Here is a 23628-nt window from a genome sequence, read left to right on the forward strand (position 1 = left end):
TGGGGTGGCGTGGGATGCGGGCGAAAAAAAACCGCCGGGGGTTCCGGCGGTTTGGTCTGGTGTGCGCGTCGCTCAGGTGCGAATGCTTCTCCAGCCGCCGGTGGGGGGCGAGAACCAAAAGTACCCAAAGAAGAACGGCGCTGCACGCATGGGGCGGGAATGTAGCACAGGGCTGTTGACGTGCGCCTGACGGCTGGAAGGCGATCCGCGAGGGGCCTTGGGCGACGGTCAGTACGCCTGGGCGTCGAACCCCGCCAGGTTGAGTTGCGCGACCACCTCGCGCACATGCGCCAGGTTGCGCGTCTGCAGCACCAGCTCGACCTCGACGTTCTGCACCGGCAGCGCCGAGAAGGCGCGCTGGTGGTGCACCTCGTCGATGTTGGCGCCGGCCTGCGCGACGACCGCCGTGATGCGCGTGAGCACGCCGGGGTTGTCGCGCGCGCCGACGCGGATGCGCGCCAGCCGGCCGGCCCGCACCATGCCGCGACCGATGATCGACGACAGCAGCATCGGGTCGATGTTGCCGCCGCACAGCACCAGGCCGACGTTGCGCCCGGCAAAGCGCGCCGGGTCCTTCAGCAGCGCGGCCAGGCCGGCAGCGCCGGCGCCCTCGACCAGCGTCTTCTCGATCTCGAGCAGCATCACGATGGCCTGTTCGATGTCGCCCTCGTCGACCAGCACCAGGTCGTCGACCAGCTCGGCGATGATCCGCCGCGTGATCAGCCCCGGCTTGCCGACGGCGATGCCCTCGGCGATCGTGCTGCTGCCCTGCGGGTGGTGCGTGCCCTTGACGGCATTCACCATCGCCGGGAACTGCACCGTCTGCACACCGATCAGCTCGACCGAGGGCTTCAGTGCCCGCACCGCGGTGGCGATGCCCGACAGCAGGCCGCCGCCGCCCACGGCCACCACCAGCTGGTCGAGCGTCGGCTGCGCGCGCAGCATCTCCAGGCCGATGGTGCCCTGGCCGGCGATCACCAGCGGGTCGTCGAACGGGTGCACGAAGGCCAGGCCCTGCTGAGCGGCCAGCGCCAGCGCGTGCTCGCGCGCGTCGTCGAAGCTGTCGCCGTGCAGCACCACCTCGGCGCCGAAGCCGCGCGTGCGCTCCACCTTCACGGTGGGCGTGTGCAGTGGCATCACGATGACGGCGCGCAGCCCCAGCCGCTGCGCGTGGTGCGCCACGCCCTGGGCGTGGTTGCCGGCCGAGGCGGCGATGACGCCCGCGGCGGCCTGGCCCGAGTCCACCAGCGCCAGCAGCTTGTTGAGCGCGCCGCGCTCCTTGAACGAGGCGGTGAACTGCAGGTTCTCGAACTTCAGGAAGATGCGCGCACCGATCAGTTGCGACAGCGTCTTCGATTCGACGCAGGGCGTGTCCAGCACCTGCCCGGCCAGTCGCCCGGCGGCGGCCTCGATGTCGGCCAGCGTGACCGCGGGCAACTCCGTCACGGCCGGCCCGGGGATCAGGCCGTGCCGCCGACGGTGAGTCCGTCGATGCGCAGCGTTGGCTGGCCCACGCCCACCGGCACGCTCTGGCCTTCCTTGCCGCAGACGCCGACGCCGGAATCGAGCTTCAGGTCGTTGCCGATCATCTTCACGCGGGTCAGGGCCTCGGGGCCGCTGCCGATGATGGTCGCGCCCTTCACGGGGTAGAGGATGCGGCCGTTCTCGACCCAGAAGGCCTCGCTGGCCGAGAAGACGAACTTGCCGCTGGTGATGTCGACCTGGCCACCGCCGAAGTTGGTGGCGTACAGGCCGCGCTTGATGCTGCCGACGATCTCTTCGCGGGTGCAGTCGCCAGCCAGCATGTAGGTGTTGGTCATGCGCGGCATCGGCACGTGCGCATAGCTTTCGCGGCGGCCGTTGCCGGTGGGCGGCACGCCCATCAGCCGGGCGTTCATCGAATCCTGGATGTAGCCGCGCAGGATGCCGTCTTCGATGAGCACGTTGCGCTGCGAGGCATGGCCTTCGTCGTCGACGTTGAGCGAGCCGCGCCGGTCGGGGATGGTGCCGTCGTCGAGCACGGTGACACCCTTGGCCGCCACGCGCTGGCCGATGCGCCCGGCGAAGGCCGACGAGCCCTTGCGGTTGAAGTCGCCCTCCAGCCCGTGGCCCACCGCCTCGTGCAGCAGCACGCCGGGCCAGCCCGGGCCGAGCACCACGGTCATTTCGCCGGCAGGCACCGGGCGCGATTCGAGGTTGGTGAGCGCGGCGTTGACGGCCTGGTCGACATATTCCGACAACTGCGCGTCCTGGAAGTAGCCCAGGCCGAAGCGGCCGCCGCCGCCGCCCGAGCCCACTTCGCGCCGGCCGTTGGATTCGGCGATCACGGTGATCGACAGGCGCACCAGCGGCCGCACGTCGGCGGCGCGGGTGCCGTCGGCGCGGGCCACCATCACCACGTCGTACTCGGCGGCCAGGCCGGCCATCACCTGCACGATGCGCGGGTCGCGGGCCCGGGCCATCTGCTCGATGCGCTCGAGCAGCGCCACCTTCTGCACGCTGTCCAGCGTGGCGATCGGGTCGGTGGCGCCATACAGGCGCCGGCTGGGCGCGACCTGCACCGCGGGGCCGACGCGCACGCGCTTGCTCTGGCCGGCGGCGGCGATGCTGCGCACGGTGCGCGCGGCGTCGAGCAGCGATTCCATCGAGATGTCGTCGGAGTAGGCGAACGCGGTCTTCTCGCCGGCCACCGCGCGCACGCCCACGCCCTGGTCGATGCTGAAGCTGCCGCTCTTGACGATGCCCTCCTCCAGGCTCCAGCCCTCGTGGCGGGTGAGCTGGAAGTACAGGTCGGCGTCGTCGATGCGGTGCTCGCCGATCGTCGACAGGGCCGAGGCAAGGCCCGCCTCGTCCAGCCCGAACGGGTCGAGCAGCAACTGCTTGGCGGTGGCGAGGCGTTCGAGGGTGGGTTCGCGCGAGATCATCGGGCAATTCTAGGTTTGCGCGCCGGCCCGTGCGGGACGGGCGCGAGCTTCACCTTCATTTACGATCCGGCGGTCGGCGCCGTGGCGTGGGTGCGCGTTGGACAGGGGCTTTTCGCAACCCCCGATCCTCCACCCCCTTCGAACCCCAGGACATGCCATGACCACCCCCGCCAAATCCCTGCTCGCCACACTGGCCGTTGCCGTGTTGTCGCTGTCGGTGTCGATGTCGGCCCAGGCGCAGAACGCGCCCGCCACGCCGAAGGTCGACGAACGCCAGGCCCGCCAGGAGGGCCGCATCGCCCAGGGCGCCGCCTCGGGCGAACTCACCCCGCGCGAAACCCGCCGCCTGAAGCACGAACAGCACAGCGTGCGCCGTGCCGAGGCCCATGCCAAGGCCGACGGCGTGGTGACGCCCGCCGAGCGCCGTCACCTGCACGCCAAGCAGGACCGGGCCAGCCGCCACATCCACCACCAGAAGCACGACGCCCAGGCGGTGCCGCCGGCCGCCAAGCCGTGAGCGTCAGGCCCCGCCGCCGTGGCCGTTGCCGCCGTCGCGCAGCGCCAGGGCCCGCTCGTACAGCGCATTGCGTGGCGTGCCGGTGATGCCGCAGGCCAGCGCCACGGCCTGCTTCAGCGGCAGTTCGGCCAGCAGCAGCGCCAGGGTGCGCTCGGCCTCGGGCGGCAGCGCGTCGGCCGACGGTGCGGCGCGGGCCTGCGCATGAAGCACCAGCACGAACTCGCCGCGCTGGCGGTTCGCGTCCGCCGCCAGCCAGGCCGGCGCGTCGGCCGCGGCCATCGTGGCCACGGTCTCGAACTGCTTGGTCAGTTCGCGGCACAGTGTCAGTCGGCGCGTCGGCGCGGCCTCGGCCAGGGCCGACACCAGCGCCTCGATGCGGTGCGGCGCCTCGAACAGCACCTGGCTGCCGGTGCGCGCCAGCAGCGCGTCCAGCGCGGTGCGCCGTTCCTGGCCCTTGGACGGCAGGAAGCCGGCGAAGCTGAAGCCCTCGGCCGCCGCGTCGCCGGCCACGCTGAGCGCGGCCACCGCGCTGCTGGCGCCCGGCACCGGCAGCACGCGGTGGCCGGCCGCGGCCGCCTGGGCCACCAGCGCCGCGCCAGGGTCGGAGATGGCCGGCGTGCCGGCGTCGCTGGCATAGGCCACGCGCTGGCCGGCGGCCAGCCGCACCAGCACCGCCTGCGCGGCCGACTGCTCGTTGTGCGCGTGCAGCGCCAGCAGCGGCTTGTCCAGGCCCAGGTGGCGCAACAGTCCGCCGGTGACGCGGGTGTCCTCGCAGGCCACCGCGTCCACCAGCCACAGCACGTGCATGGCGCGAAGCGTCAGGTCGGCCAGGTTGCCGATCGGCGTGGCCACCATGTACAGCGCACCGGTGGGATAGTGCTGCCCACCGGCGGCATCGGCCGCGGCCTTCAGGAGTGATGACGTGTCGATGTTCGGGGCCGGTGGCGTGAAGAGCACCAAGGCGGTGGGCGATGCGGCCGAGGACCGCGCGCTGGCCCATCTGCAGCGCCAGGGCCTGAGGCTGGAATGCCGCAATTATCGGCTGGCCGGCGGGCCGCGCCAGCGTGGCGCCGAGATCGACCTGATCCTGCGCGACCGCGACGGCACGCTGGTGTTCTGCGAAGTGCGCGCTCGCCGCGGGGCTGCCCATGGCGGTGCGGCGGCCACGGTCGACCTCGCCAAGCAGCGCCGCCTGGTGCGCGCCGCGACCCACTACCTGATGCGCTTTGCCACGTTGCCGCCCTGCCGCTTCGATGTCGTCGCCGTCGACGGCGACGCGTTGGACTGGTTGCGCGGCGCCTTCGAAGCTTGAGCCTCACAGTCGCTGACACACCGCGCGCGCCTCTGAACGAATCGGCCACATCGAATCGATATCATCCGCCCACATGCTTGCGCAGCGCATCCAGCAGCACTTCTTCGAAAGCGCCGACCTGCAGTACCAGGCCGCCGACCTGCTGGCGCGCCCGATTGCCGAGGCGGCGCAGGCCGTGGTGTCGGCGCTCACCGCCGGCGGGCGGCTCTACGTGGTCGGGTTCGGGCCGGCGGCCGGCCTGGCGCAGGTGCTGTCCAGCCAGCTGCTCGGACGCTTCGAACGCGACCGTCCCGGCCTGGCCGCACTGGCCCTGGGCACCGACGGCGCCTCGCTGGCGGCGCTGGCCTCGTCGGGCGACCTCGATGCGGTGTTGGCGCGCCAGGTCGAGATCCTCGGCCAGCCCGGCGACCTGCTGCTGCTCATCGACCCCGATGGCGACCGCGTCGGGCTGCACGCCGTGGCCCAGGCCGCACAGGGCAAGGACATGACCGTCATCGCGCTCACCGGCCGCAGCGGCGGCATGCTGCGCGAGGCGCTCGGCGAGACCGACGTGGTGATCTCCGTGCCGCACGAGCGCCGCGCCCGCGTGCTCGAAACCCAACTGCTCGCGCTGCACTGCCTGTGCGACGCGATCGACCTCCAACTTCTCGGCGAAACGGAAACCCCATGATGCTTCGACTCCCCTGCCCCCCCCGCCGCCTGGCCTGCGTGGCCGCTGCCCTCGTGGCGCTGCAGGCGCTGTCGGCCTGCGCCCCCCTGGTGGTGGGCGGTGCGGTGATGGGCGGGCTGGTGGTGGTGGACCGCCGCACCTCCGGCACCCAGCTGGAGGACCAGGGCATCGAGCTGAAGGCGATCAACCGGGTGCGCGAGGTCACCGGCGGTCGCGGCCACTACAACATCACCAGCTACAACCGCGTGGCGCTGATCACCGGCGAGGCGGCCACCGACGCCGACCGGGCCGCGGTCGAGCAGGCCGTGCGCCAGATCGAGAACGTGCGCTCGCTCGTCAACGAGGTGGCGGTGATGGAAGCCAGCTCGATCACGTCGCGGTCGGGCGACCTGGTCACCACCGGCCGGGTCAAGGCCGCGTTCATCGACGCCAACGACCTGCAGGCCACCGTGTTCAAGGTGGTCACCGAGCGCGGCGTGGTGCACCTGATGGGCCGCGTCACCGAGCGCGAGGCCAACCGCGCCACCGAGGTGGCGCGCACCGTGGGTGGCGTGGCCAAGGTGGTGAAGGTGTTCGACGTGATCACCGAGGCCGAACTGGCCAAGCTGCAGCCCGCGCCCGCGAAGCCCTGAACGCGGGGCCCCTCGGGGCCTTGCTTCGGCGCTGGCGGGCACCGAGAGCCTTCGCCAGACATGAGACGGCACGTGGGTGCTGTCTTGATCGTGTCCAGGCCCTTGCTTCGGCGCTTGCAAGCGCCGAGAGCCTTCGCCAGGCACAAGACAGCACGCAGCTGCTATCTTGTGTCCAGGCTCAGCGCAACCGACGGATCAGGCTGGAGGTGTCCCAGCGGCGGCCGCCCATGGCCTGCACGTCGGCGTAGAACTGGTCCACCAGGGCAGTCACTGGCAGCTTGGCGCCGTTGCGGCGGGCCTCGTCGAGCACCAGGCCGAGGTCCTTGCGCATCCAGTCGACCGCGAAGCCGAAGTCGAACTTGTCGTCGACCATCGTGCCGCCGCGGTTGTCCATCTGCCAGCTCTGGGCGGCGCCCTTGCCGATGACCTCGAGCACCTGCTTCATGTCCAGCCCGGCCTTCTGACCGAAGGCGATGGCCTCCGACAGGCCCTGCACCAGACCGGCGATGCACACCTGGTTGACCATCTTGGCCAACTGGCCGGCCCCGCTGCCGCCGACGAGCGTCACCGCCTTCGAAAAGGCCATGGCCACGGGCTTCATCGCGTCGAACGGGGCGGCCTCGCCGCCGCACATCACGGTGAGCAGACCGTTGACGGCGCCGGCCTGTCCGCCCGACACCGGTGCGTCGATGAACTGCAGGCCGCGCGCCAGGGCCTCGGCCTGCAGCTCGCGCGCCACCTCGGCCGACGCGGTGGTGTGGTCGACGAACACTGCCCCCGGCGCCATGCCGGCGAAGGCGCCGTCTGGGCCCAGCACCACCGAGCGCAGGTCGTCGTCGTTGCCGACGCAGGCGAACACGAACTCTGCACCCGCGGCCGCCTCGCGCGGAGTGGGGGCGCTCTGGCCGCCGTGCTCGGCGGCCCAGGCGGCGGCCTTGGCCGCCGTGCGGTTGTAGACGGTGACGGCGTGGCCGGCGCGGGCCAGGTGTCCGGCCATCGGGTGGCCCATCACGCCCAGGCCCAGGAAGGCCACGCGGCGCGCTCGGATCGGATCGTAGGTGCGGGGTGTGTTCATGGCCGAATGCTGCCATGAATGCCGGTGCCCTGACAGCGACCCGCGGCGGGCCGCTTCGGCCGGCCCACCGCCCGCGGCGCCGGGGATGTGCCGGCGACGGACGCTCAGCCGGCCTGGGTGGCCAGCTTGAACACCGACACCGTGTGCACCAGTTCCTGCGCCTGCAGCCGCAGCGCGTCGGCGGCGCCGGCCATTTCCTGCACCATCGTCGCGTTGCTCTGCGTCACCTGGTCCATCTCGGCGATGGCCTGGCCCACCTGCTCCACGCCCTGGCTCTGGCCTGCGCTGGCCTGGCTGATCTGGCCGATGAGGTCGGCCACGCGCTGGATGCTGGCGACCATCTCGCGGATGGTGTCGCCGGCCCGGTCGACCAGCACGGTGCCTTGTTCGACGCGCTCGACGCTGCGGCCGATGAGCTGCTTGATCTCCTTGGCCGCGTCCGCCGAGCGCCCGGCCAGGCTGCGCACCTCGGCGGCCACGACCGCGAAGCCGCGGCCGTGCTCGCCGGCGCGTGCCGCCTCCACCGCGGCATTCAGGGCGAGGATGTTGGTCTGGAAGGCGATGCCGTCGATGACGCCGATGATGTCGGCGATGCGGTGCGAGGCCTCGTTGATGCCCTTCATCGTCTGCACCACGTCGCCGACGATCTGCCCGCCCTGCAGCGCCACCTGGCTGGCGCCGCGGGCCAGGTCGTTGGCTTGTTCCGCGCTGCCGGCGTTCTGGCGCACCTGCTGGCCGAGCGTCTGCATCGCCGCGGCGGTCTGCTCCAGCGTGGCGGCCTGGCGGTCGGTGCGCGCCGACAGGTCGCCGTTGCCGCGGGCGATCTGCGCACTGGCCTTGGCCACGCCCTCGGCGCGCTCGCGCACCCCGCCGACGACCTGCGCCAGGCTCTTCTGCATGGTGTCGAGCTGCGCCATTAGGCTGTCGCGGTCGTTGGGCTGCAGCGCGACCCGTGTGCCCAGGTCGCCGGCGGCCACGCTGCGGGCCAGGTCGGCGGCCACGCCGGGTTCCGCGCCCAGCTGGCGGAACGAGCGCTTCACCGCCAGCCCGATGACACCGAACAGCAGCACCTGCACCACCGCCTGGCCCACCCACAGCCAGCGGTTGAAGGCGGCGATGGAGGCCAGGTCCTCGCTGATGTCGACCGTCACGCTGGCCGCACCGAGCACGGCGCCCTCGTCGACGGCATGGCAGCCCAGGCACTTGCTGGTGCGGAACTCCTTCATGCCGATGAAGGGGATCACCGCGCGCATCAGCGCCGTGTCGCCCTCGTGGCTGCGCGCGAACTCGACCTTTCCGCTGGCCAGCACGCGGCGGTCCATCTCGTCGCGCGGGCGTTCTTCCGGCAGGCCGGGGCCGTACTCGTCGTCGGTGCCCTTGGCGCGCACGATGCGCAGCTCTTTCAGCCCGTCGGACACACCGATCTGGCGGATGAACAGGGCCCGCGCCACGGTGTCGCTGATCACGTCCTTGCCGTCGATCGTGACGTCCATCAGCGTGTTCAGGCCATTGATCGCGCCATCGGCCACCTCGGTGGTGCGGTGCATGGCAGCGGCCAAAGCGCGCTGCTCGAACTCGTGGGTCAGCCAGAACTGCGCCGCCAGCAGCACGACGAGTGCGGCCCCCTGCAGCAGGATTTGCAGCCTGCGTTGCAGGCCGATCGCGTTCCACCAGTTGCCAATGCCCAGCATGGTTCCGTCCTCGAAGTTCAGTGCCCAGGACGGGAACTGGCCGCCACGGGTCGCAGGCCGACGACAGCGGCATGCCGGCAGATTACGGCCCGGGTGAACTCGGCAATGGGCCGAACAGCGGCAGCTCAGCCGCCTGTTTTCGGCGCGGTCGGGTCATGCGCCACGCGCGGCGGCCCGGGCGCCGGCGATCGGCCCCGGGTTCGGACGGAGAGGGGGCGGCGCTGCCCGCCGCGCCCTCAGACGATCGTCAGGTGCTCTGTGCCTGCCGACAGGTCGCGGTTGCGCGCGCGGTGGCTGTGCAGCTTGATGTTCAGCCGCAGGTCGTTCACCGAATCGGCGTTGCGCAGCGCGTCTTCGTAGGTGACGAGGTTGGCCTCGTAGAGGTCGAACAGCGCCTGGTCGAAGGTCTGCATGCCGGACTCGCGCGAGCGCTTCATCAGCTCTTTCAGCTCGTTCACCTCGCCCTTGAAGATCATGTCGGACACCAGCGGCGTGTTCAGCATGATCTCGACCGCGGCGACCCGGCCCTTGCCTTCCTCGCGCGGCAGCAGGCGCTGCGAGACGATGCCCTTCAGGTTCAGCGACAGGTCCATCAGCAACTGGGCGCGGCGCTCCTCGGGGAAGAAGTTGATCACCCGGTCGAGCGCCTGGTTGGAGCTGTTGGCGTGCAGCGTGGCCATGCACAGGTGGCCGGTCTCGGCGAAGGCCACCGCGTGCTCCATGGTCTCGCGGTCGCGGATCTCGCCCATCAGGATGACGTCGGGCGCCTGGCGCAGGGTGTTCTTCAGCGCCTGCTCCCAGCCGTCGGTGTCGATGCCCACCTCGCGCTGCGTGATGATGCAGTTCTTGTGCGCGTGCACGAACTCCACCGGGTCTTCGATCGTGATGATGTGGCCGTAGGAGTTCTCGTTGCGGTGGTCGACCAGCGCCGCCAGCGTGGTGCTCTTGCCCGAGCCGGTGGCGCCCACCATGATGACCAGGCCGCGCTTGGTCATGCAGATGTCCTTCATGATCGCCGGCAGGCCCAGGCTGTCGATCGTGGGCAGGGTCTGCGGGATGGTGCGCATCACCAGGCCGATGGAGCCCATCTGCACGAAGGCGTTGACGCGGAAGCGGCCGATGCCCTGCGGCGCGATGGCGAAGTTGCATTCCTTCGTGCGCTCGAACTCGGCGGCCTGCTTGTCGTTCATCACCGAGCGCGCCAGCGCCAGCGTGTGCTGCGGCGTCAAGGGCTGGGGCGAGACCTTGGTGATCTTGCCGTCCACCTTGATGGCGGGTGGAAAGTCGGCGGTCAGGAACAGGTCGGAGCCATTGCGCGAGACCATCAGGCGCAGCAGGTCGTTGACGAATTTCGAGGCCTGGTCGCGTTCCATGAGCGTGCCTTTGCAGGGATCAGATCGGTGACAGCAGCGCGCCGAGGCGCGCGCCGGTCTGGCGCAGCCGCAGGGACAGCCGCCGCGCGATCGCGGCGTACAGCGCCGCCGCCAGCGGCGCGTCGTCGACCACCAGCCGCTGCAGCGCGGTCAGCTCGATGGCCGCCACGATGCTGGGCACCAGCGTGCGGCACATGGCCGTGCGCGGACCGGCGTCGAGCGAGCCCGGCTCGCCGAGCAGGTCGCCGCCGCGGGCCTCGGCCAGCGGGGTGCGCTTGCCGCGCGGCGACACCTGCTCGATGGCCACCCGGCCCTCCAGCAGCACCAGCAGGTGCGTGCTGGTCTCGTCCTGGCGCACCAGGTCGGCGCCCTCGTCCACCACGGCGGCCTCCAACTGCGCGGCCAGGCGCTGCAGCGCGGCGTCGTCCAGCGCGGAGAAACCGGGGTCGACGCGCCACAGGTTGACGAGGCGGCGCGCCGCCTCCTTCGAATCGAAGGGCCTGGCCCCGACCTCGCGCATGCGCTGGGCCCAAGCCACGGCCGGCGGCGGCTCGATGGGCGGTTGGAGTGTCGTGGCCAACCCGGAATCGGGGGCGGCGGAGCGGTTCCGCAGGCGGCCTAGCAGCGTCTTCACGGGTGCGTGTCCGGGGCAGGTCAGCCGGGGAAGTTCTCGGGGAACTTGGCCTTGGCGCGCGCCTCGGCCGGCGAGACGACATTGCGGCGCACCAGGTCGGCCAGGTTCTGGTCGAGTGTCTGCATGCCCAGGCTCTGGCCGGTCTGGATGGACGAGTACATCTGCGCGATCTTGTTCTCGCGGATCAGGTTGCGGATGGCCGAGGTGCCGATCATGATCTCGTGTGCCGCGGCGCGGCCCGAGCCATCCTTCAGCTTGCACAGCGTCTGCGAGATCACGGCGATCAGCGATTCGGACAGCATCGCCCGCACCATCTCCTTCTCGGCCGCCGGGAACACGTCGACCACCCGGTCCACCGTCTTGGCCGCGCTGCTGGTGTGCAAGGTGCCGAACACCAGGTGGCCCGTTTCCGCCGCCGTCAGCGCCAGACGGATGGTTTCCAGATCGCGCATCTCGCCCACCAGGATGGCGTCCGGGTCTTCGCGCAGCGCCGAGCGCAGCGCGTTGGCGAAGCTCAGGGTGTGCGGGCCCACCTCGCGCTGGTTGATCAGGCACTTCTTGCTCTCGTGCACGAACTCGATCGGGTCTTCCACCGTCAGCACGTGGCCGAACTCGCTTTCGTTCAGGTGGTTGACCATCGCCGCCAGCGTGGTGCTCTTGCCCGAGCCGGTGGGGCCGGTGACCAGCACCATGCCCCGCGGCTTGAGCGCCAGGTCGCCGAACACCTTGGGCGCGCCCAGCTGCTCGAGCGTGAGGATCTTGCTCGGGATGGTGCGGAACACCGCGCCCGCGCCGCGGTTCTGGTTGAAGGCGTTGACGCGGAAGCGCGCCAGGCCCTGGATCTCGAAGCTGAAGTCGCACTCCAGCGTGTCCTCGTAGTGCTTGCGCTGCGAGTCGTTCATGATGTCGTAGACCATCGCATGGACCTGCTTGTGGTCCAGCGCCTCGACATTGATGCGGCGCACGTCGCCGTGCACGCGGATCATCGGCGGCAGGCCGGCCGACAGGTGCAGGTCGGACGCCTTGTTCTTGACCGAGAACGCGAGCAGTTGCGTGATGTCCACGACGGATTCCTAGGGTAGGCTCAAACCATTATGACGAGCGTTATCGGCAACTTACAAGCAGTGCGCAGCCGGATTGCTGCGGCATGTGACAGCGCGGGGCGGCCCGTGCAGGCCGTCACGTTGCTGGCGGTGAGCAAGGCCTTCCCCGCCGAGGCGGTGCGCGAGGCGTTCGCCGGCGGCCAGCGGGCCTTCGGCGAGAACTACGTGCAGGAGGCCACCAGCAAGATCGAGGCCCTGGGCGACCTGCGCGCGCAGATCGAGTGGCACCTGATCGGCCCGCTGCAGAGCAACAAGACGCGCATCGTCGCCGAAGTGTTCGACTGGGTGCACTCGGTCGACCGGCTCAAGATCGCCCAGCGCCTGTCCGAGCAGCGGCCACCGCAGCTGCCGCCGCTGCAACTGTGCCTGCAGGTCAACATCAGCGGCGAGCCGAGCAAGAGCGGGCTCGACCCGGCCGAACTGCCCGCCGTGGCGGCCGCGGTGGCCGCGCTGCCGCGGGTGCGCCTGCGCGGCCTGATGGCCATCCCCGAACCCGCGGCCGACCCCGCCGCCCAGCGGGCGCCGCACCGGGCGCTGCGCGAGCTGCTGGAGCGCCTGAACGCCGGCGGCCTGGCGCTGGACACCTTGTCCATGGGCATGAGCGCCGATCTCGAGGCCGCCATCGCCGAGGACGCCACGATGGTGCGTGTGGGCACCGCGATCTTCGGCAGCCGCTAAAGCGGGATCTGCGTGCTGCTCTTGACCTCTTCCATCACCGCGTAGGTGCGGGTCTCGCGCACGCCGGGCAGCGTCCAGATGACGCTGCCGATGAACTCGCGGTAGGCCGCCATGTCGGCCACACGGGTCTTCAGCAGGTAGTCGAAGCCGCCGGCCACCAGGTGGCATTCCAGGATCTCGGGCCGCACCTGCACCGCCGCCTTGAAGGTGTCCATCACGTCGTGCACGGTGCGGTCGAGCAGGATCTCGACGAAGACCATCAGGCCGGCGCCCAGCTTCACCGGGTTCAGCCGCGCCTCGTAGCCCAGGATGTAGCCCTCGCGCGTCAGGCGCTTCACGCGCTCGAGCACGGCGGTGGGCGACAGGTGCACCGCCTCGGCGAGCTTGAGGTTGCTGATGCGCCCGTCGGCCTGCAGCACCCGCAGGATGCGCAGGTCGATCTTGTCCAACGGGCGATCGGCGGCAGTGTCGAGGGGGATCATGCCCCGCCGATTGTGCACCGCAACGACGTGCCCGGTCAGGGGTACAGGCCGCGCTCCTCGCGGGCGCTGAGGATGCGCTCGCAGGCCACCGCGAAGGTGGCGGTGCGCAGCGTGATCTTGTGGCGGTCGGCCGTGTCCCAGATGTTCTTCAGCGCGCCGACCATGATCTTGTCCAGCCGCACGTTGATCTCGTCCTCGGTCCAGAAGAAGGACGAGAAGTCCTGCACCCACTCGAAGTAGCTCACCGTCACGCCGCCGGCATTGCAGATCACGTCGGGCACCACCAGGATGCCGCGCTCGGACATGATGTCGTCGGCCGACGACATGGTCGGGCCGTTGGCGCCCTCGAGCACCATCCTGGCCTTCAGGCGCCGCGCGCGGTCGGCGGTGATCTGCCCTTCCAGCGCGGCCGGGATCAGGATGTCGCAGCGCGTGTCCCAGAACTCCTCGTCGACCATGCGCTCGGCGCCGGCGAAGCCGGCCACGCCGCCGGTGGCCTTGACGTGCGGGATCAGCTTCGACAGGTCGAAGCCATGGTCGTTGAAGATGCTGCCGGTGTGGTCCTGTGCGGCGACGATCTTGGCGCCGGCCTGGCCGAACAGCTCCGCGGCCGACGCGCCCACGTTGCCGAAGCCCTGCACCGCGACGCGAGCGCCGTCGATCGGCAGGTTCAGCCGCCGCGCGGCCTCACGCCCGGTGACGAAGACGCCGCGGCCGGTGGCCTTGACGCGCCCGAGCGAGCCGCCCAGGTTGATCGGCTTGCCGGTGACCACGCCGGTGGCCGTGGCGCCGACGTTCATCGAGTAGGTGTCCATCATCCACGCCATGATCTGGGCGTTGGTGTTGACGTCCGGCGCCGGGATGTCCTGCTGCGGCCCGATGATGATGCCGATCTCGCTGGTGTAGCGGCGGGTCAGCTTCTCCAGCTCCTTCATCGACAGCTTCTTGGGATCGACGCGGATGCCGCCCTTGGCGCCGCCGTAGGGCAGGTTGACCGCGGCGTTCTTGATGCTCATCCAGCCGGCCAGGGCCATCACCTCCTCGAGCGTCACGTCGGGGTGGTAGCGCACGCCACCCTTGCCCGGGCCACGCGTCAGCGAGTGCTGCACACGGAAGCCCTCGAAGTGGCCGATGGTGCCGTCGTCCAGTTCGATCGGCACGTCGACGATCAGCGTGCGCTTGGGGCGTCGCAGCGTCTCGGCCCAGCGTTCGAGCCGGCCCAGGTAGGGCAGCACACGGTCGATCTGCGACAGGAAGGTGCCCCAGGGGCTGTCGGTGGTGGGGGTGACGTACGAGAGGCTCATGGTGGTGGTGTCTCCTGTGGGGTTCGGCGGCGGTCGCTGCGCACCTCGTGGGTGCGTTCTTGGCCGCCCGGGGCGCAATGTAGGTGCACCGATCGGCCCTGTGCAAGGGTATGCGTTGTTTGCATGCGGTGGGGCGACCGGCGTATGACGCGGCGCAGCATGCCGCGCCCGGTCACGGGCCGTGCCGGCCGGCCCGTACACTTTCGCCGATGAGCACCCCCCACGACACCCTGGCATTCATCGGCGGCGGCAACATGGCCAGCGCGCTCATCGGCGGCCTTCGCAGCACCGGCCGGCCGGGCGAGACCATCCTGGTCGTCGAGCCCGGCGACGACTCCCGGCAGCGCCTCGCATCCCGCTTCGGCGTGCGCACCATGGCGGCGGCCGACGAGCGCCTGGCGACCGCGTCGCTGGTGGTGTGGGCGGTCAAGCCGCAGCTCTTCACCGTGGCCGCCGCGCCCTGCGCCGCGCACGTGGGTGGCGCGCTGCAGCTGTCGGTGATGGCCGGCATCCGCAGCGAGGCCATCGCCCGCGCCAGCGGCAGCGCGCGGGTGGTGCGCAGCATGCCCAACACGCCGGCGCTGATCGGCCGCGGCATCGCCGGCCTGTTCGCCACGCCGGCCGTCACCGCCGACGAGCGCGCCCGCGTCGAGCAGGTGCTGGCCCCCACCGGGCAGACGCTGTGGGTGGCGGCCGAGGCCGACCTGGACGCCGTCACCGCGCTGTCGGGTTCGGGCCCGGCCTATGTCTTCTATTTCATCGAGGCCATGATGGCCGCCGCCACCGCGATGGGCCTGACGCCCGAGCAGGGCAAGCGCCTGGCGCTGGCCACCTTCGACGGCGCCACGGCGCTGGCCCAGCAGTCGGACGAGCCGCCCGAGGTGCTGCGCGAGCGCGTCACGTCCAAGGGCGGCACCACCTATGCCGCGCTGCAGTCGATGGAAGCCGACTCGGTGAAGGCCACCATCGTGCGCGCGGTGCAGGCCGCGCAGCGCCGCGCTCGCGAACTGGGCGACGAGTTCGGCGCCTGAGCCCCGCCGTCGGGCTTCAGCGCAGCGCCAAGTCTGCCGCCACGCCGGCGAAGACGGCGAAGCCCAGCCAGTGGTTCTGCCGGAAGGCCTTGAAGCAGCCCTCGCGCGTGCGCCCGCGGATCAGTGTCCAGTGCCAGGCCGCCTGCGCCGCGGCCACCGCGATGCCGGCCTGGAACACGGCGCCCAGACCCAGTGCGTGGCCCATCAGCGACCAGCTCGCCAGGTAGGCGGCGTAGAAGGCCATCACGCCCACCACGTCGAAGCGGCCGAGGGTGAGCGCCGAGGTGCGGATGCCGATCCTCAGGTCGTCGTCGCGGTCGACCATCGCGTACTCGGTGTCGTAGGCCAGCACCCAGCACAGGTTGCCCAGCAGCAGCCACCAGGCGTGCGGCGGCACGGCCGCCGGGATGGCCGCAAGGCCCCAATCGCGCCCGCCCAGCGTGGCCGAGAAGGCCATCGGGATGCCGAAGCTGAAGGCCACGCCCAGCACCGCCTGCGGCATCGCCACCACGCGCTTGGCGTAGGGGTACACCAGCGCGATGGCCAGCGCGGCGAACGACAGCAGGATCGTCGGCGGGTTGGTCGTCAGCACCAACACAAAGGCCGCCAGCGCCAGCGCCGCGCCCACGCCCAGCGCCTCGCGCACCGCCACGCGCCCGCTCGTCACCGGCCGCTGCGCCGTGCGCTTGACGTGGCGGTCGAACTCGCGGTCGGCCACGTCGTTGGCGCAGCACCCGGCGCTGCGCATCAGGATCGTGCCCGCCACGAACACGCCCAGCAGGTGCCAGCCCGGAAAGCCGTCGGCCGCGATCCACAGCGCCGACAGCGTGGGCCACAGCAGCAGCAGCCAGCCGGCTGGTCGGTCCCAGCGGATCAGGTCCAGGTACAGCGCGAGGCGCGACGGCGGCGCAGCGGTCAGGTTCATCCCGAAATTATGGTCCTCGGTTCGTGCCTGCTGACCGTGATCCGGGGGTCGTGCCCCTTGCCCCGATCCCGGCCGACCACTACCCTGGTGGGTCGCGGACCGCCCGGCCCGCCACCACCGGAGGAGCACGCATGAACAGCACGATCGGCAGTGTCTGGGGTTCGTCGGCACGCGCCGGCCTGGCGGCATTGGCCCTGGCCATGGCCGCCGCGCCGTCCTGGGCCGACAAGAAGCCCGAGGTCCCCGCGGGATGGCAGAAGCTCGAGAACCTGCCGCCGGTGCGCGGCCTCGACGGCAAGCCGCATACCGCCGCGTGCTCGGGCTTCCCGGGCACCAACGACGCCTTCCGCTTCTGGGCGCGCAACGGCAAGTCGAAGAAGCTGGTCGTCTACTTCGAGGGCGGTGGCGCCTGCTGGGACAGCCTCACCTGCACCTTCCCCATCGGCGCCGGCCTGCCCGACGCGGTGCCGCAGTTCTTCATGCCGGCCGTCCCGCCGGCCGACGACCCGTCGCGCTATGACGGCATCTTCAACAGCGCCAACCCCGCCAACCCGGTCAAGGACTGGGACTTCGTCTACATCCCCTACTGCTCGGGCGACGTGCATTCGGGCTCGGCCACGCGCACCTACGCCAACGTCGGCCACCCGGTGTTCCCGCTGCCCGGCACCTTCGACATCCGCCATGGTGGCTTCGACAACTTCATGGTCGTGCTCGACTGGATGAAGAAGAACCTCGGGCACCCGGAGCAGATCCTCGTCACCGGCTCCAGCGCCGGCGGCTACGGCGCGTCGACCAACTTCCCCTGGGTGCAGAAGGCCTTCCCGAAGGCGAAGCTCGCGGTGCTGGCCGATGCCGCGCAGTCGGTGATGACGCCCGCCTGGGATGCGTCCACCCCGGGCCGCGGCTCGTGGAACTCGCAACTGGCGCCATGGATCTTCGGCAACGACGCGTCGAAGTTCGCCTCCAGCACCATCCTGCGCATCGCTGCCGAGGCCCACCCGAAGGCCCGCGTGGCGCAGTTCACCACCAACTTCGACGGCGTGCAGATCGGCTTCTACGACGTGATGAAGCGCTTCTACCCGCCGGGCGGCGCCTGCCCCAACGTGGCGCTCGACTGGAACGGCCAGATGCTGAGCAACCTGCAGTCATATGCCAGCGGGCTTCGCAACTACCGCCACTACGTCGCGGCCGGCCAGTACCACACCATCCTGCGCAGCCCGCTCTTCTACACCGAGGCCTCGGCCGGCGTGCCCTTCAGCGACTGGTTCGCCGGGCTGGTCGACCGCCGCGGGGGCGATGACGACGATGGTGACGACGATGACGACCGGCGCAAGGGCCGCGCCAGCGCCTGGCAGAACGTGGCCTGCCCGGGGTGCCTGGCGGCGATTCCGTGTCCGTGAGTTGAGCGATGTGAGGCGGTGCCTGGGCATCGCCTCACATCCAGGTCACCCCTCCAGCCGCTTCTGGAACACCAGCCCCGCGTGCTCGCGCAGCGCGTGGAACTTGATCTTCGGCCAGTTGCTCTCGATGGCGCGCAGCTCGGGCGCGTACTCCACCAGCAGCGTTGGGGCATCCACCGCGTCGTAGGCCATGCGGTGGCTGTTGCCGTCGATGAAGCGGGCCAGTTCCTTCTCGCCGCCGTCGGCCTCGTCGCAGGTCACCCAGCGGGCAATCGAGAAGCGGCAGGGGCTGATGCGGGCCTTGCAGCCGTACTCATGCTCCAGCCGGTGTGCCACCACCTCGAACTGCAGCTGGCCCACGGCGCCTAACATCAATACAGAACCCGCCACCGGGCGGAAGACCTGGATCGCGCCCTCCTCGCCCAGCTGCGTCAGGCCGGCCTTCAGCTGCTTGGTCTTCAGCGGGTCGGCCACCTCGACCATGCGGAACATCTCGGGCGCGAAGAACGGCAGCCCGGTGAACTGCAGGCTCTCGCCCTCGGTGAGGGTGTCGCCCAGCTGCAGCACGCCATGGTTGGGGATGCCGATGATGTCGCCGGCATAGGCCTCGTCCAGCAGCTCACGGCGCTGCGACAGGAACGACACCACGGTGTTGGGCCGCAGCTCCTTGCCCGAGCGCACCACCTTCAGCCGCATGCCGCGCTCGAAGTGGCCGCTGGCCACGCGCAAGAAGGCGATGCGGTCGCGGTGCGCGGGGTCCATGTTGGCCTGGATCTTGAAGACCACGCCGCTGAACTTGGGCTCGTCGGGCTGCACCGTGCGCTGCATGGCCGTGCGCTCGCCGGGCGAGGGCGCCAGGTCGACCAGCGCGTCCAGCACCTCCTGCACGCCGAAGTTGTTCACCGCCGAGCCGAAGAACATCGGCGTCTGCCGGCCGGCCAGAAATTCGGCGGCGTCGAAGGCCGGCGCGGCGTCGCGCACCAGTTCCACCTCGCCGGCGGCCTGGGTGAAGGCGGCGCCGAAGCGGGTGCCGAGCTCGGGGTTGTCGACGCCGTCGACGATCTCGTCGTCGCCGCCGGCGCGGTCTTCACCGGGCTTGAACACGCGCATCTGGTTCTTGCGCAGGTCCATCACGCCGCCGAAGATCTTGCCCATGCCCACCGGCCAGGTGAAGGGCACCACCGTCATGCCCAGCTCGCGCTCGATCTCGTCCATCAGGTTCAATGGTTCCTGCACCTCGCGGTCCATCTTGTTGACGAAGGTGAGGATGGGCGTGTTGCGCGCGCGGCACACCTGCAGCAGGCGCCGCGTCTGCGGCTCCACGCCGTTGGCCGCGTCGATGACCATCAGCGCGGCGTCCACCGCGGTGAGCACGCGGTAGGTGTCTTCGCTGAAGTCCTGGTGGCCCGGGGTGTCGAGCAGGTTGATGACGCAGTCGCGGTATTCCATCTGCATCACCGAGCTGGCCACCGAGATGCCGCGCTGCTTCTCGATCTCCATCCAGTCGCTGGTGGCGTGGCGGGTGGCCTTGCGCGCCTTCACCGAGCCGGCGATCTGGATCGCGCCCGAGAACAGCAGCAGCTTTTCCGTCAGCGTGGTCTTGCCCGCGTCGGGGTGGCTGATGATGGCGAAGGTGCGGCGGCGGCGCACGTGCGGGGTCAGGTCGGACATGGGTGGGTTCGGCGCCGTCGACGGGCGCGACCGCGTGGCAGGGCAATCCGCGATTATCGGCGGCCGGGCCCGCGCGCGCCGTCAGCCGCCCACGGGGCGCCCGACGGCGGCGGCCAGCAGCGGGCCGATGCGCCGGGCGGCCTCCGCCAGCGCGGCAGCGTCGTAGCCGGCGTAGCCGAACAGCCAGCCGCGGCGGCGCGATTCGATGGCGTAGCGCGACAACGGCGCCAGCACCACGCCGGCGGCCAGCGCGCGGCCGGACAGCGGTGCATCGGCGCGGCCTGCGGGCAGCTCGTGCACCAGGTGCATGCCCTGCTCGCCGCGCGCCAGGCGCACGGCGCCGCCGGTGGCCTCGGCCACCGCGTCGATCAGCGCCTGCTGGCGCCGCGGGTACAGCTCGCGCATGCGGCGCAGGTGGCGCAGCAGGTGGCCCTCGGTGATGAAGCGGGCCAGAACGTCCTGCGAGTCGCCGGGCGCGTGGCGGTCGGCCAGCGCGCGGGCACTGGCGAAGGCGGCGGTCAACGCATGCGGCAGCACGATGAAGCCCAGCCGCAGCCCCGGGTGCAGGGTCTTCGAGAAGGTGCCCACGTACAGCACGCGCTCGGCCTGCGGCAGGCTGGTCAGCGCCGGCACGCGGTGCGGGCCGTACTGGAACTCGCCGTCGTAGTCGTCCTCGACGATCCAGCCGCCACGGGTCTGCGCCCATTCCAGCAGTTCGAGCCGGCGCTTCAGGCCCATGCGCACGCCGGTGGGGAACTGGTGCGTCGGCGTCACCACCACCAGCCGGGCCTTCGGCCAGCGCGCCGCGCCCTCGCCGATGGCCAGGCCGTCGGCGTCCACCGGCACCGGCCGCACCTGCGCGCCATGGCCGGCCAGGCAGGCGCGGATGCCGGGGTAGCCGGGGTCTTCCACCATCACCTCGTCGCCAGGGTCGAGCAGCAGCCGGCCGGTCAGGTCCAGCGCCTGCTGCGAGCCCGAGCACACCAGCACCTGCGCCGCGTCGCAGTGCACGCCGCGCGAGGCCCACAGCCACTGCGCGATGGCCTCGCGCAGCGCCGGCAGGCCGGCCGGGTCGAGGTACTGCGCCTGCGCCTGCCGCTGCGCGGCGCTGGTCTGGCGCGCCAGCCGGTCCCACAGCGCGAACGGGAAGCCCGCCACGTCGGGCGCGCCGATGCGGAAGGGCGCGGCCGCCATCACCGGTGGCTGCCACTGCAGGCCGGTGTCGGCGATCCACTGGCCGCGGCGCGACAGCAGCACCGCTGGCGCCGCTGGCCGCGTGGCGGCCTTGGGTGCGGGCCGTGTGGGCCGCGCCCGCAGCGCGGCCAGGTCCGGCGCCACGTAGCTGCCGTCGCCCACCCGCGCCACCACGTAGCCTTCGGCCCGCAGCCGCTCCAGCGCCCACAGCACCGAGTTGCGCGACACACCCAGCAACCGCGCCTGCTCGCGCGACGGCGGCAGCCGCGCGCCGGGCGCGAAGCTGCCCTGCTCGATGGCCGCGCGCAGCTGCCGGTACACCTGCAGGCGCACGGGGGTGCGGCCCTGGGCACCGGCCACCGGTGGCGCCGGGACGGCGGCATTGGCACTTCGCGGCATCGTCGATTGGCTCCCCTCGGCGCAGCATATCGCGCTACGCTGTGGGGCCAATGTCATCGGCCCTGTCGGGCCGGCCGCACAACAGGACCGACGACCCCATGGCCGAATTCACCGCCACCATCCACTGGCAGCGCGACGCGCAGGCCGCCTTCACCGACAACCGCTACAGCCGCCGCCACGACTGGCGCTTCGACGGCGGCGCGGTGGTGCCGGGCTCGTCGTCGCCGCACTCGGTGCCGCTGCCGTGGTCCGATGCCGCCGCGGTCGACCCCGAGGAGGCCTTCGTCGCCGCCCTGTCCAGCTGCCACATGCTGTGGTTCCTGAACCTGGCCGCCCGCGCCGGCTGGACGGTGGACGACTACCGCGACGACGCGCTCGGCGTGATGGCCCGCAACGCCGAGGGCCGCCTGGCGATGACCCTGGTCACGCTGCGCCCGGCCGTCACCTGGGGCGGCGAGCGCCGGCCCGATGCCGCCGAACTGCACCGCCTGCACCACGAGGCCCACGAGGCCTGCTTCATCGCCAACTCGGTGAAGTCCGAGGTGCGCTGCGAGCCGGTGCACTGATCCTTCCACCGATACCACTGCCCCGAGACCCCATGTACCTGCCCGTCCACTTCGAGATCACCGACACCGCCCTGATGCAGGGACTGATCCGCGCCCACCCTCTCGGCGCCTGGGCCAGCGCACCCGGCGGCGAGCTGGTGCTGAACCACGTGCCGTTCATGATCGACGCCACGCGCGGCCCGCACGGCACGCTGGTCGGCCACGTCGCGCGGGCCAACCCGCTGTGGCAGCGGCTGGCCGCCAGCATCGTCGCGTTCCAGGGGCCGCAGGCCTACGTCAGCCCGTCGTCCTACCCTTCGAAGCAAGCGCACGGCAAGGTCGTGCCCACCTGGAACTATGCCGTGGTGCACGCCCACGGCACGCCGCGGGCGATCGAGGACAAGGCCGAGCTGCTGCAGATCGTCGGCCGCCTCACGCGCACGCACGAAAGCGGTCTGGACAAGCCCTGGGCCGTGTCCGACGCGCCGGCCGACTACATCGACACCATGCTCGGCGCCATCGTCGGCATCGAGATCCCGATCGACCGCCTGGTGGGCAAGTGGAAGGTCAGCCAGAACCGCAGCGCCGCCGACCGCCAGGGCGTGGCCGACGTGCTGGCCGAGCGCGGCGACGACGAGGCGGTGGCCATGGCCGGCCTGGTGGTGCAGCACGGCCCGCGCTGACCGCAGCCCCGCATCGCATGAACGACGATCTCACCCTCGCCCGCCTGCAGCCCGCCGACCGCGCCGCCTGGGGCGTGCTGGCCGAGGCCTACAAGCGCTTCTACGAGACCGAGCTGCCGGCCTCGCACTACGACGCCACCTGGGCGCGGCTGGTGGCCGGCCAGGGTGTGTTCGCCTGGGGCGCGCACCGGCGGGGGCGGCTGGTGGGCATCGTCCACTACCTGTTCCACGCCAACCCGTGGATGGCCGATGCCTGCTACCTGCAGGACCTGTACGTCGACGAGGCCACGCGCGGCCTCGGCGTGGCGGCCGCGTTGATCGAGCGGGTGGCGGCCAGCGCGCGCGAGCACGGTGCCGCGCGGTTGCACTGGCTCACCCACGAATCGAATGCCCGCGCCCGGGCGCTGTACGACCGCGTGGCGCAGCACCGCGGCTTCATCCGCTACGACTTTCCGCTCGGCTGACGCACTGGCACACTCGGCGCCATGCCCGAGCTGCCCGACATCACGGTCTATGTCGACAGCCTGGCCGCCAAGGTGAGCGGCCAGACGCTGCGGCGCGTGCGCATCCTCAACCCTTTCGTCCTGCGCACCGCGGTGCCGCCGATCGCCCAGGCCGACGGCGCGATCGTCACCGGCGTCGAGCGCCTGGGCAAGCGCGTGGTGCTGGTGCTGCGGGGCGCCGACGGCACCGAGCTGATGCTGGTGGTCCACCTGATGATCGCCGGCCGGCTGCGCTGGCTGGCCCCGGGCGCCAAGCCGCCGGGCAAGATCGGCTTGGCCACCTTCGAGTTCGACCAGGGCCAGTTGCTGCTCACCGAGGCTGGCACGCAGCGCCGGGCCTCGCTGCACCTGGTGGCCGGGCGCGACGCGCTGGCGGCGATGGACCCCGGCGGCATCGATGTGATGGCCTGCGACGAGGCCGCCTTCGCCCAACGCCTTGCGGCCGAGAACCACACGCTCAAGCGCGCGCTGACCAACCCGCAGCTCTTCAGCGGCATCGGCAATGCGTACTCCGACGAGATCCTGCACCGCGCGCGGATGTCGCCGGTGGCATTGACGCGCTCGCTCGATGCCGCCGCCGCGCAGCGGCTGCTGGTGGCCACGCGCGCCGTGATGGTCGAGTGGACCGCCCGGCTGCGCGCCGAGGCCCTTGCCCACGGCGGCTGGCCCGACAAGGTGACGGCCTTCCACCCGCAGATGGCGGTGCATGGCCGCTTCGGCCAACCGTGTCCGGACTGCGGCACGCCTGTCCAACGCATCCTGCACGCCGAGAACGAAACCAACTACTGCGCCCGCTGCCAGACTGGCGGCCGGCTGCTGGCCGACCGCGCGCTCTCGCGCCTGCTCAAGGCCAGCTGGCCGAAGCGCGTCGACGACGTGTAG

24 protein-coding genes are annotated in these 23628 nt (G+C 71.3%); 11 read left to right on the top strand and 13 right to left on the bottom strand.

Annotation, left to right across the window (positions count from 1 at the left end):
- Positions 1–228 precede the first annotated feature (228 nt).
- Both EOINJALH_RS07260 and tldD read right to left on the bottom strand, forming a co-directional pair.
- Positions 229–1437, bottom strand: coding sequence for a threonine ammonia-lyase (locus EOINJALH_RS07260; RefSeq protein ID WP_088279682.1), 1209 nt, complete (start codon positions 1435–1437; stop codon positions 229–231).
- Between the two features lie 23 nt (positions 1438–1460).
- On the bottom strand, positions 1461–2924 hold the full coding sequence (tldD, locus tag EOINJALH_RS07265) for a metalloprotease TldD (RefSeq protein ID WP_088279683.1): 1464 nt from the start codon (positions 2922–2924) through the stop codon (positions 1461–1463).
- Between the two features lie 157 nt (positions 2925–3081).
- On the opposite strand from tldD, the gene EOINJALH_RS07270 reads away from it, so the two are divergent.
- Complete coding sequence (locus EOINJALH_RS07270; RefSeq protein WP_199873182.1) at positions 3082–3441, top strand: hypothetical protein; 360 nt, start codon at positions 3082–3084, stop codon at positions 3439–3441.
- Positions 3442–3444: 3 nt separating this feature from the next.
- On the opposite strand, the gene rsmI is transcribed toward EOINJALH_RS07270, so the two are convergent.
- Positions 3445–4296, bottom strand: a complete 852-nt coding sequence (gene rsmI, locus EOINJALH_RS07275; protein WP_088279709.1) for a 16S rRNA (cytidine(1402)-2'-O)-methyltransferase — start codon at positions 4294–4296, stop codon at positions 3445–3447.
- Positions 4297–4369: 73 nt separating this feature from the next.
- Between rsmI and EOINJALH_RS07280 the strand changes: the two genes are divergently transcribed.
- From EOINJALH_RS07280 to EOINJALH_RS07290, 3 genes are all read left to right on the top strand, one after another.
- Positions 4370–4753, top strand: a complete 384-nt coding sequence (locus EOINJALH_RS07280; protein ID WP_088279684.1) for a YraN family protein — start codon at positions 4370–4372, stop codon at positions 4751–4753.
- A gap of 73 nt (positions 4754–4826) precedes the next feature.
- Entirely contained in the window at positions 4827–5423 is a 597-nt protein-coding gene (locus EOINJALH_RS07285) for an SIS domain-containing protein (protein ID WP_088279685.1), read from the top strand.
- Positions 5420–6055 (top strand): BON domain-containing protein, encoded by a 636-nt coding sequence (locus EOINJALH_RS07290; RefSeq protein WP_088279686.1) that lies wholly within the window; start codon positions 5420–5422, stop codon positions 6053–6055. Before EOINJALH_RS07285 ends, EOINJALH_RS07290 begins: the two co-directional genes overlap by 4 nt.
- A gap of 178 nt (positions 6056–6233) precedes the next feature.
- On the opposite strand, the gene EOINJALH_RS07295 is transcribed toward EOINJALH_RS07290, so the two are convergent.
- The 5 genes from EOINJALH_RS07295 to EOINJALH_RS07315 form a co-directional block, all read right to left on the bottom strand.
- Positions 6234–7130 carry an NAD(P)-dependent oxidoreductase gene (locus EOINJALH_RS07295; protein ID WP_088279687.1) on the bottom strand — a complete coding sequence of 299 codons (897 nt, stop codon included), beginning with the start codon at positions 7128–7130 and terminating at the stop codon, positions 6234–6236.
- 104 nt (positions 7131–7234) lie between these two features.
- Positions 7235–8821 carry a methyl-accepting chemotaxis protein gene (locus EOINJALH_RS31610; RefSeq protein WP_234413704.1) on the bottom strand — a complete coding sequence of 529 codons (1587 nt, stop codon included), beginning with the start codon at positions 8819–8821 and terminating at the stop codon, positions 7235–7237.
- Positions 8822–9057: 236 nt separating this feature from the next.
- Positions 9058–10194, bottom strand: a complete 1137-nt coding sequence (locus tag EOINJALH_RS07305; protein ID WP_088279688.1) for a PilT/PilU family type 4a pilus ATPase — start codon at positions 10192–10194, stop codon at positions 9058–9060.
- A gap of 19 nt (positions 10195–10213) precedes the next feature.
- Positions 10214–10828, bottom strand: coding sequence for a cyclic nucleotide-binding domain-containing protein (locus tag EOINJALH_RS07310; RefSeq protein ID WP_144289903.1), 615 nt, complete (start codon positions 10826–10828; stop codon positions 10214–10216).
- A gap of 20 nt (positions 10829–10848) precedes the next feature.
- Entirely contained in the window at positions 10849–11892 is a 1044-nt protein-coding gene (locus EOINJALH_RS07315; protein WP_088279690.1) for a type IV pilus twitching motility protein PilT, read from the bottom strand.
- A 30-nt stretch (positions 11893–11922) separates the two neighbouring features.
- Here EOINJALH_RS07315 and EOINJALH_RS07320 point away from each other — a divergent pair, with 30 nt between their 5' ends.
- Positions 11923–12609: a YggS family pyridoxal phosphate-dependent enzyme gene (locus EOINJALH_RS07320; RefSeq protein WP_088279691.1), complete on the top strand. Its 687-nt coding sequence runs from the start codon at positions 11923–11925 to the stop codon at positions 12607–12609.
- Here the strand turns inward: EOINJALH_RS07320 and EOINJALH_RS07325 are convergent.
- Together EOINJALH_RS07325 and EOINJALH_RS07330 are read right to left on the bottom strand one after the other, a co-directional pair.
- A complete protein-coding gene (locus tag EOINJALH_RS07325) occupies positions 12606–13091 on the bottom strand; it encodes an Lrp/AsnC ligand binding domain-containing protein (RefSeq protein ID WP_088279692.1) in 486 nt (161 codons plus the stop codon). The two genes, EOINJALH_RS07320 and EOINJALH_RS07325, sit on opposite strands and share 4 nt — an antisense overlap.
- Before the next feature lie 35 nt (positions 13092–13126).
- Positions 13127–14395 (bottom strand): Glu/Leu/Phe/Val dehydrogenase, encoded by a 1269-nt coding sequence (locus EOINJALH_RS07330; protein ID WP_088279693.1) that lies wholly within the window; start codon positions 14393–14395, stop codon positions 13127–13129.
- A gap of 209 nt (positions 14396–14604) precedes the next feature.
- Here EOINJALH_RS07330 and proC point away from each other — a divergent pair, with 209 nt between their 5' ends.
- On the top strand, positions 14605–15426 hold the full coding sequence (proC, locus tag EOINJALH_RS07335; protein WP_088279694.1) for a pyrroline-5-carboxylate reductase: 822 nt from the start codon (positions 14605–14607) through the stop codon (positions 15424–15426).
- A gap of 16 nt (positions 15427–15442) precedes the next feature.
- Here the strand turns inward: proC and ubiA are convergent, their stop codons facing one another.
- Entirely contained in the window at positions 15443–16351 is a 909-nt protein-coding gene (gene ubiA / locus EOINJALH_RS07340; protein ID WP_088279695.1) for a 4-hydroxybenzoate octaprenyltransferase, read from the bottom strand.
- Positions 16352–16482: 131 nt separating this feature from the next.
- Here ubiA and EOINJALH_RS07345 point away from each other — a divergent pair, with 131 nt between their 5' ends.
- A complete protein-coding gene (locus tag EOINJALH_RS07345; RefSeq protein ID WP_088279696.1) occupies positions 16483–17751 on the top strand; it encodes a pectin acetylesterase-family hydrolase in 1269 nt (422 codons plus the stop codon).
- A gap of 45 nt (positions 17752–17796) precedes the next feature.
- Here EOINJALH_RS07345 and EOINJALH_RS07350 read toward each other — a convergent pair whose 3' ends face one another.
- A complete protein-coding gene (locus EOINJALH_RS07350; protein WP_088279697.1) occupies positions 17797–19422 on the bottom strand; it encodes a peptide chain release factor 3 in 1626 nt (541 codons plus the stop codon).
- A gap of 81 nt (positions 19423–19503) precedes the next feature.
- A complete protein-coding gene (locus tag EOINJALH_RS07355; RefSeq protein ID WP_088279698.1) occupies positions 19504–21015 on the bottom strand; it encodes a PLP-dependent aminotransferase family protein in 1512 nt (503 codons plus the stop codon).
- A gap of 98 nt (positions 21016–21113) precedes the next feature.
- On the opposite strand from EOINJALH_RS07355, the gene EOINJALH_RS07360 reads away from it, so the two are divergent.
- The 4 genes from EOINJALH_RS07360 to EOINJALH_RS07375 are packed head-to-tail and all read left to right on the top strand — an operon-like array spanning position 21114 to position 23628.
- Positions 21114–21581, top strand: a complete 468-nt coding sequence (locus tag EOINJALH_RS07360; RefSeq protein WP_088279711.1) for an OsmC family protein — start codon at positions 21114–21116, stop codon at positions 21579–21581.
- A 32-nt stretch (positions 21582–21613) separates the two neighbouring features.
- Positions 21614–22243, top strand: coding sequence for an FMN-binding negative transcriptional regulator (locus EOINJALH_RS07365; protein ID WP_088279699.1), 630 nt, complete (start codon positions 21614–21616; stop codon positions 22241–22243).
- 17 nt (positions 22244–22260) lie between these two features.
- Positions 22261–22707, top strand: a complete 447-nt coding sequence (locus EOINJALH_RS07370; protein ID WP_088279700.1) for an N-acetyltransferase — start codon at positions 22261–22263, stop codon at positions 22705–22707.
- A 21-nt stretch (positions 22708–22728) separates the two neighbouring features.
- Positions 22729–23628: an Fpg/Nei family DNA glycosylase gene (locus EOINJALH_RS07375; protein ID WP_088279701.1), complete on the top strand. Its 900-nt coding sequence runs from the start codon at positions 22729–22731 to the stop codon at positions 23626–23628.

The sequence above is a fragment of the Ideonella sp. A 288 genome (genome assembly GCF_002198735.1).
Lineage (GTDB): Bacteria > Pseudomonadota > Gammaproteobacteria > Burkholderiales > Burkholderiaceae_C > Pseudaquabacterium.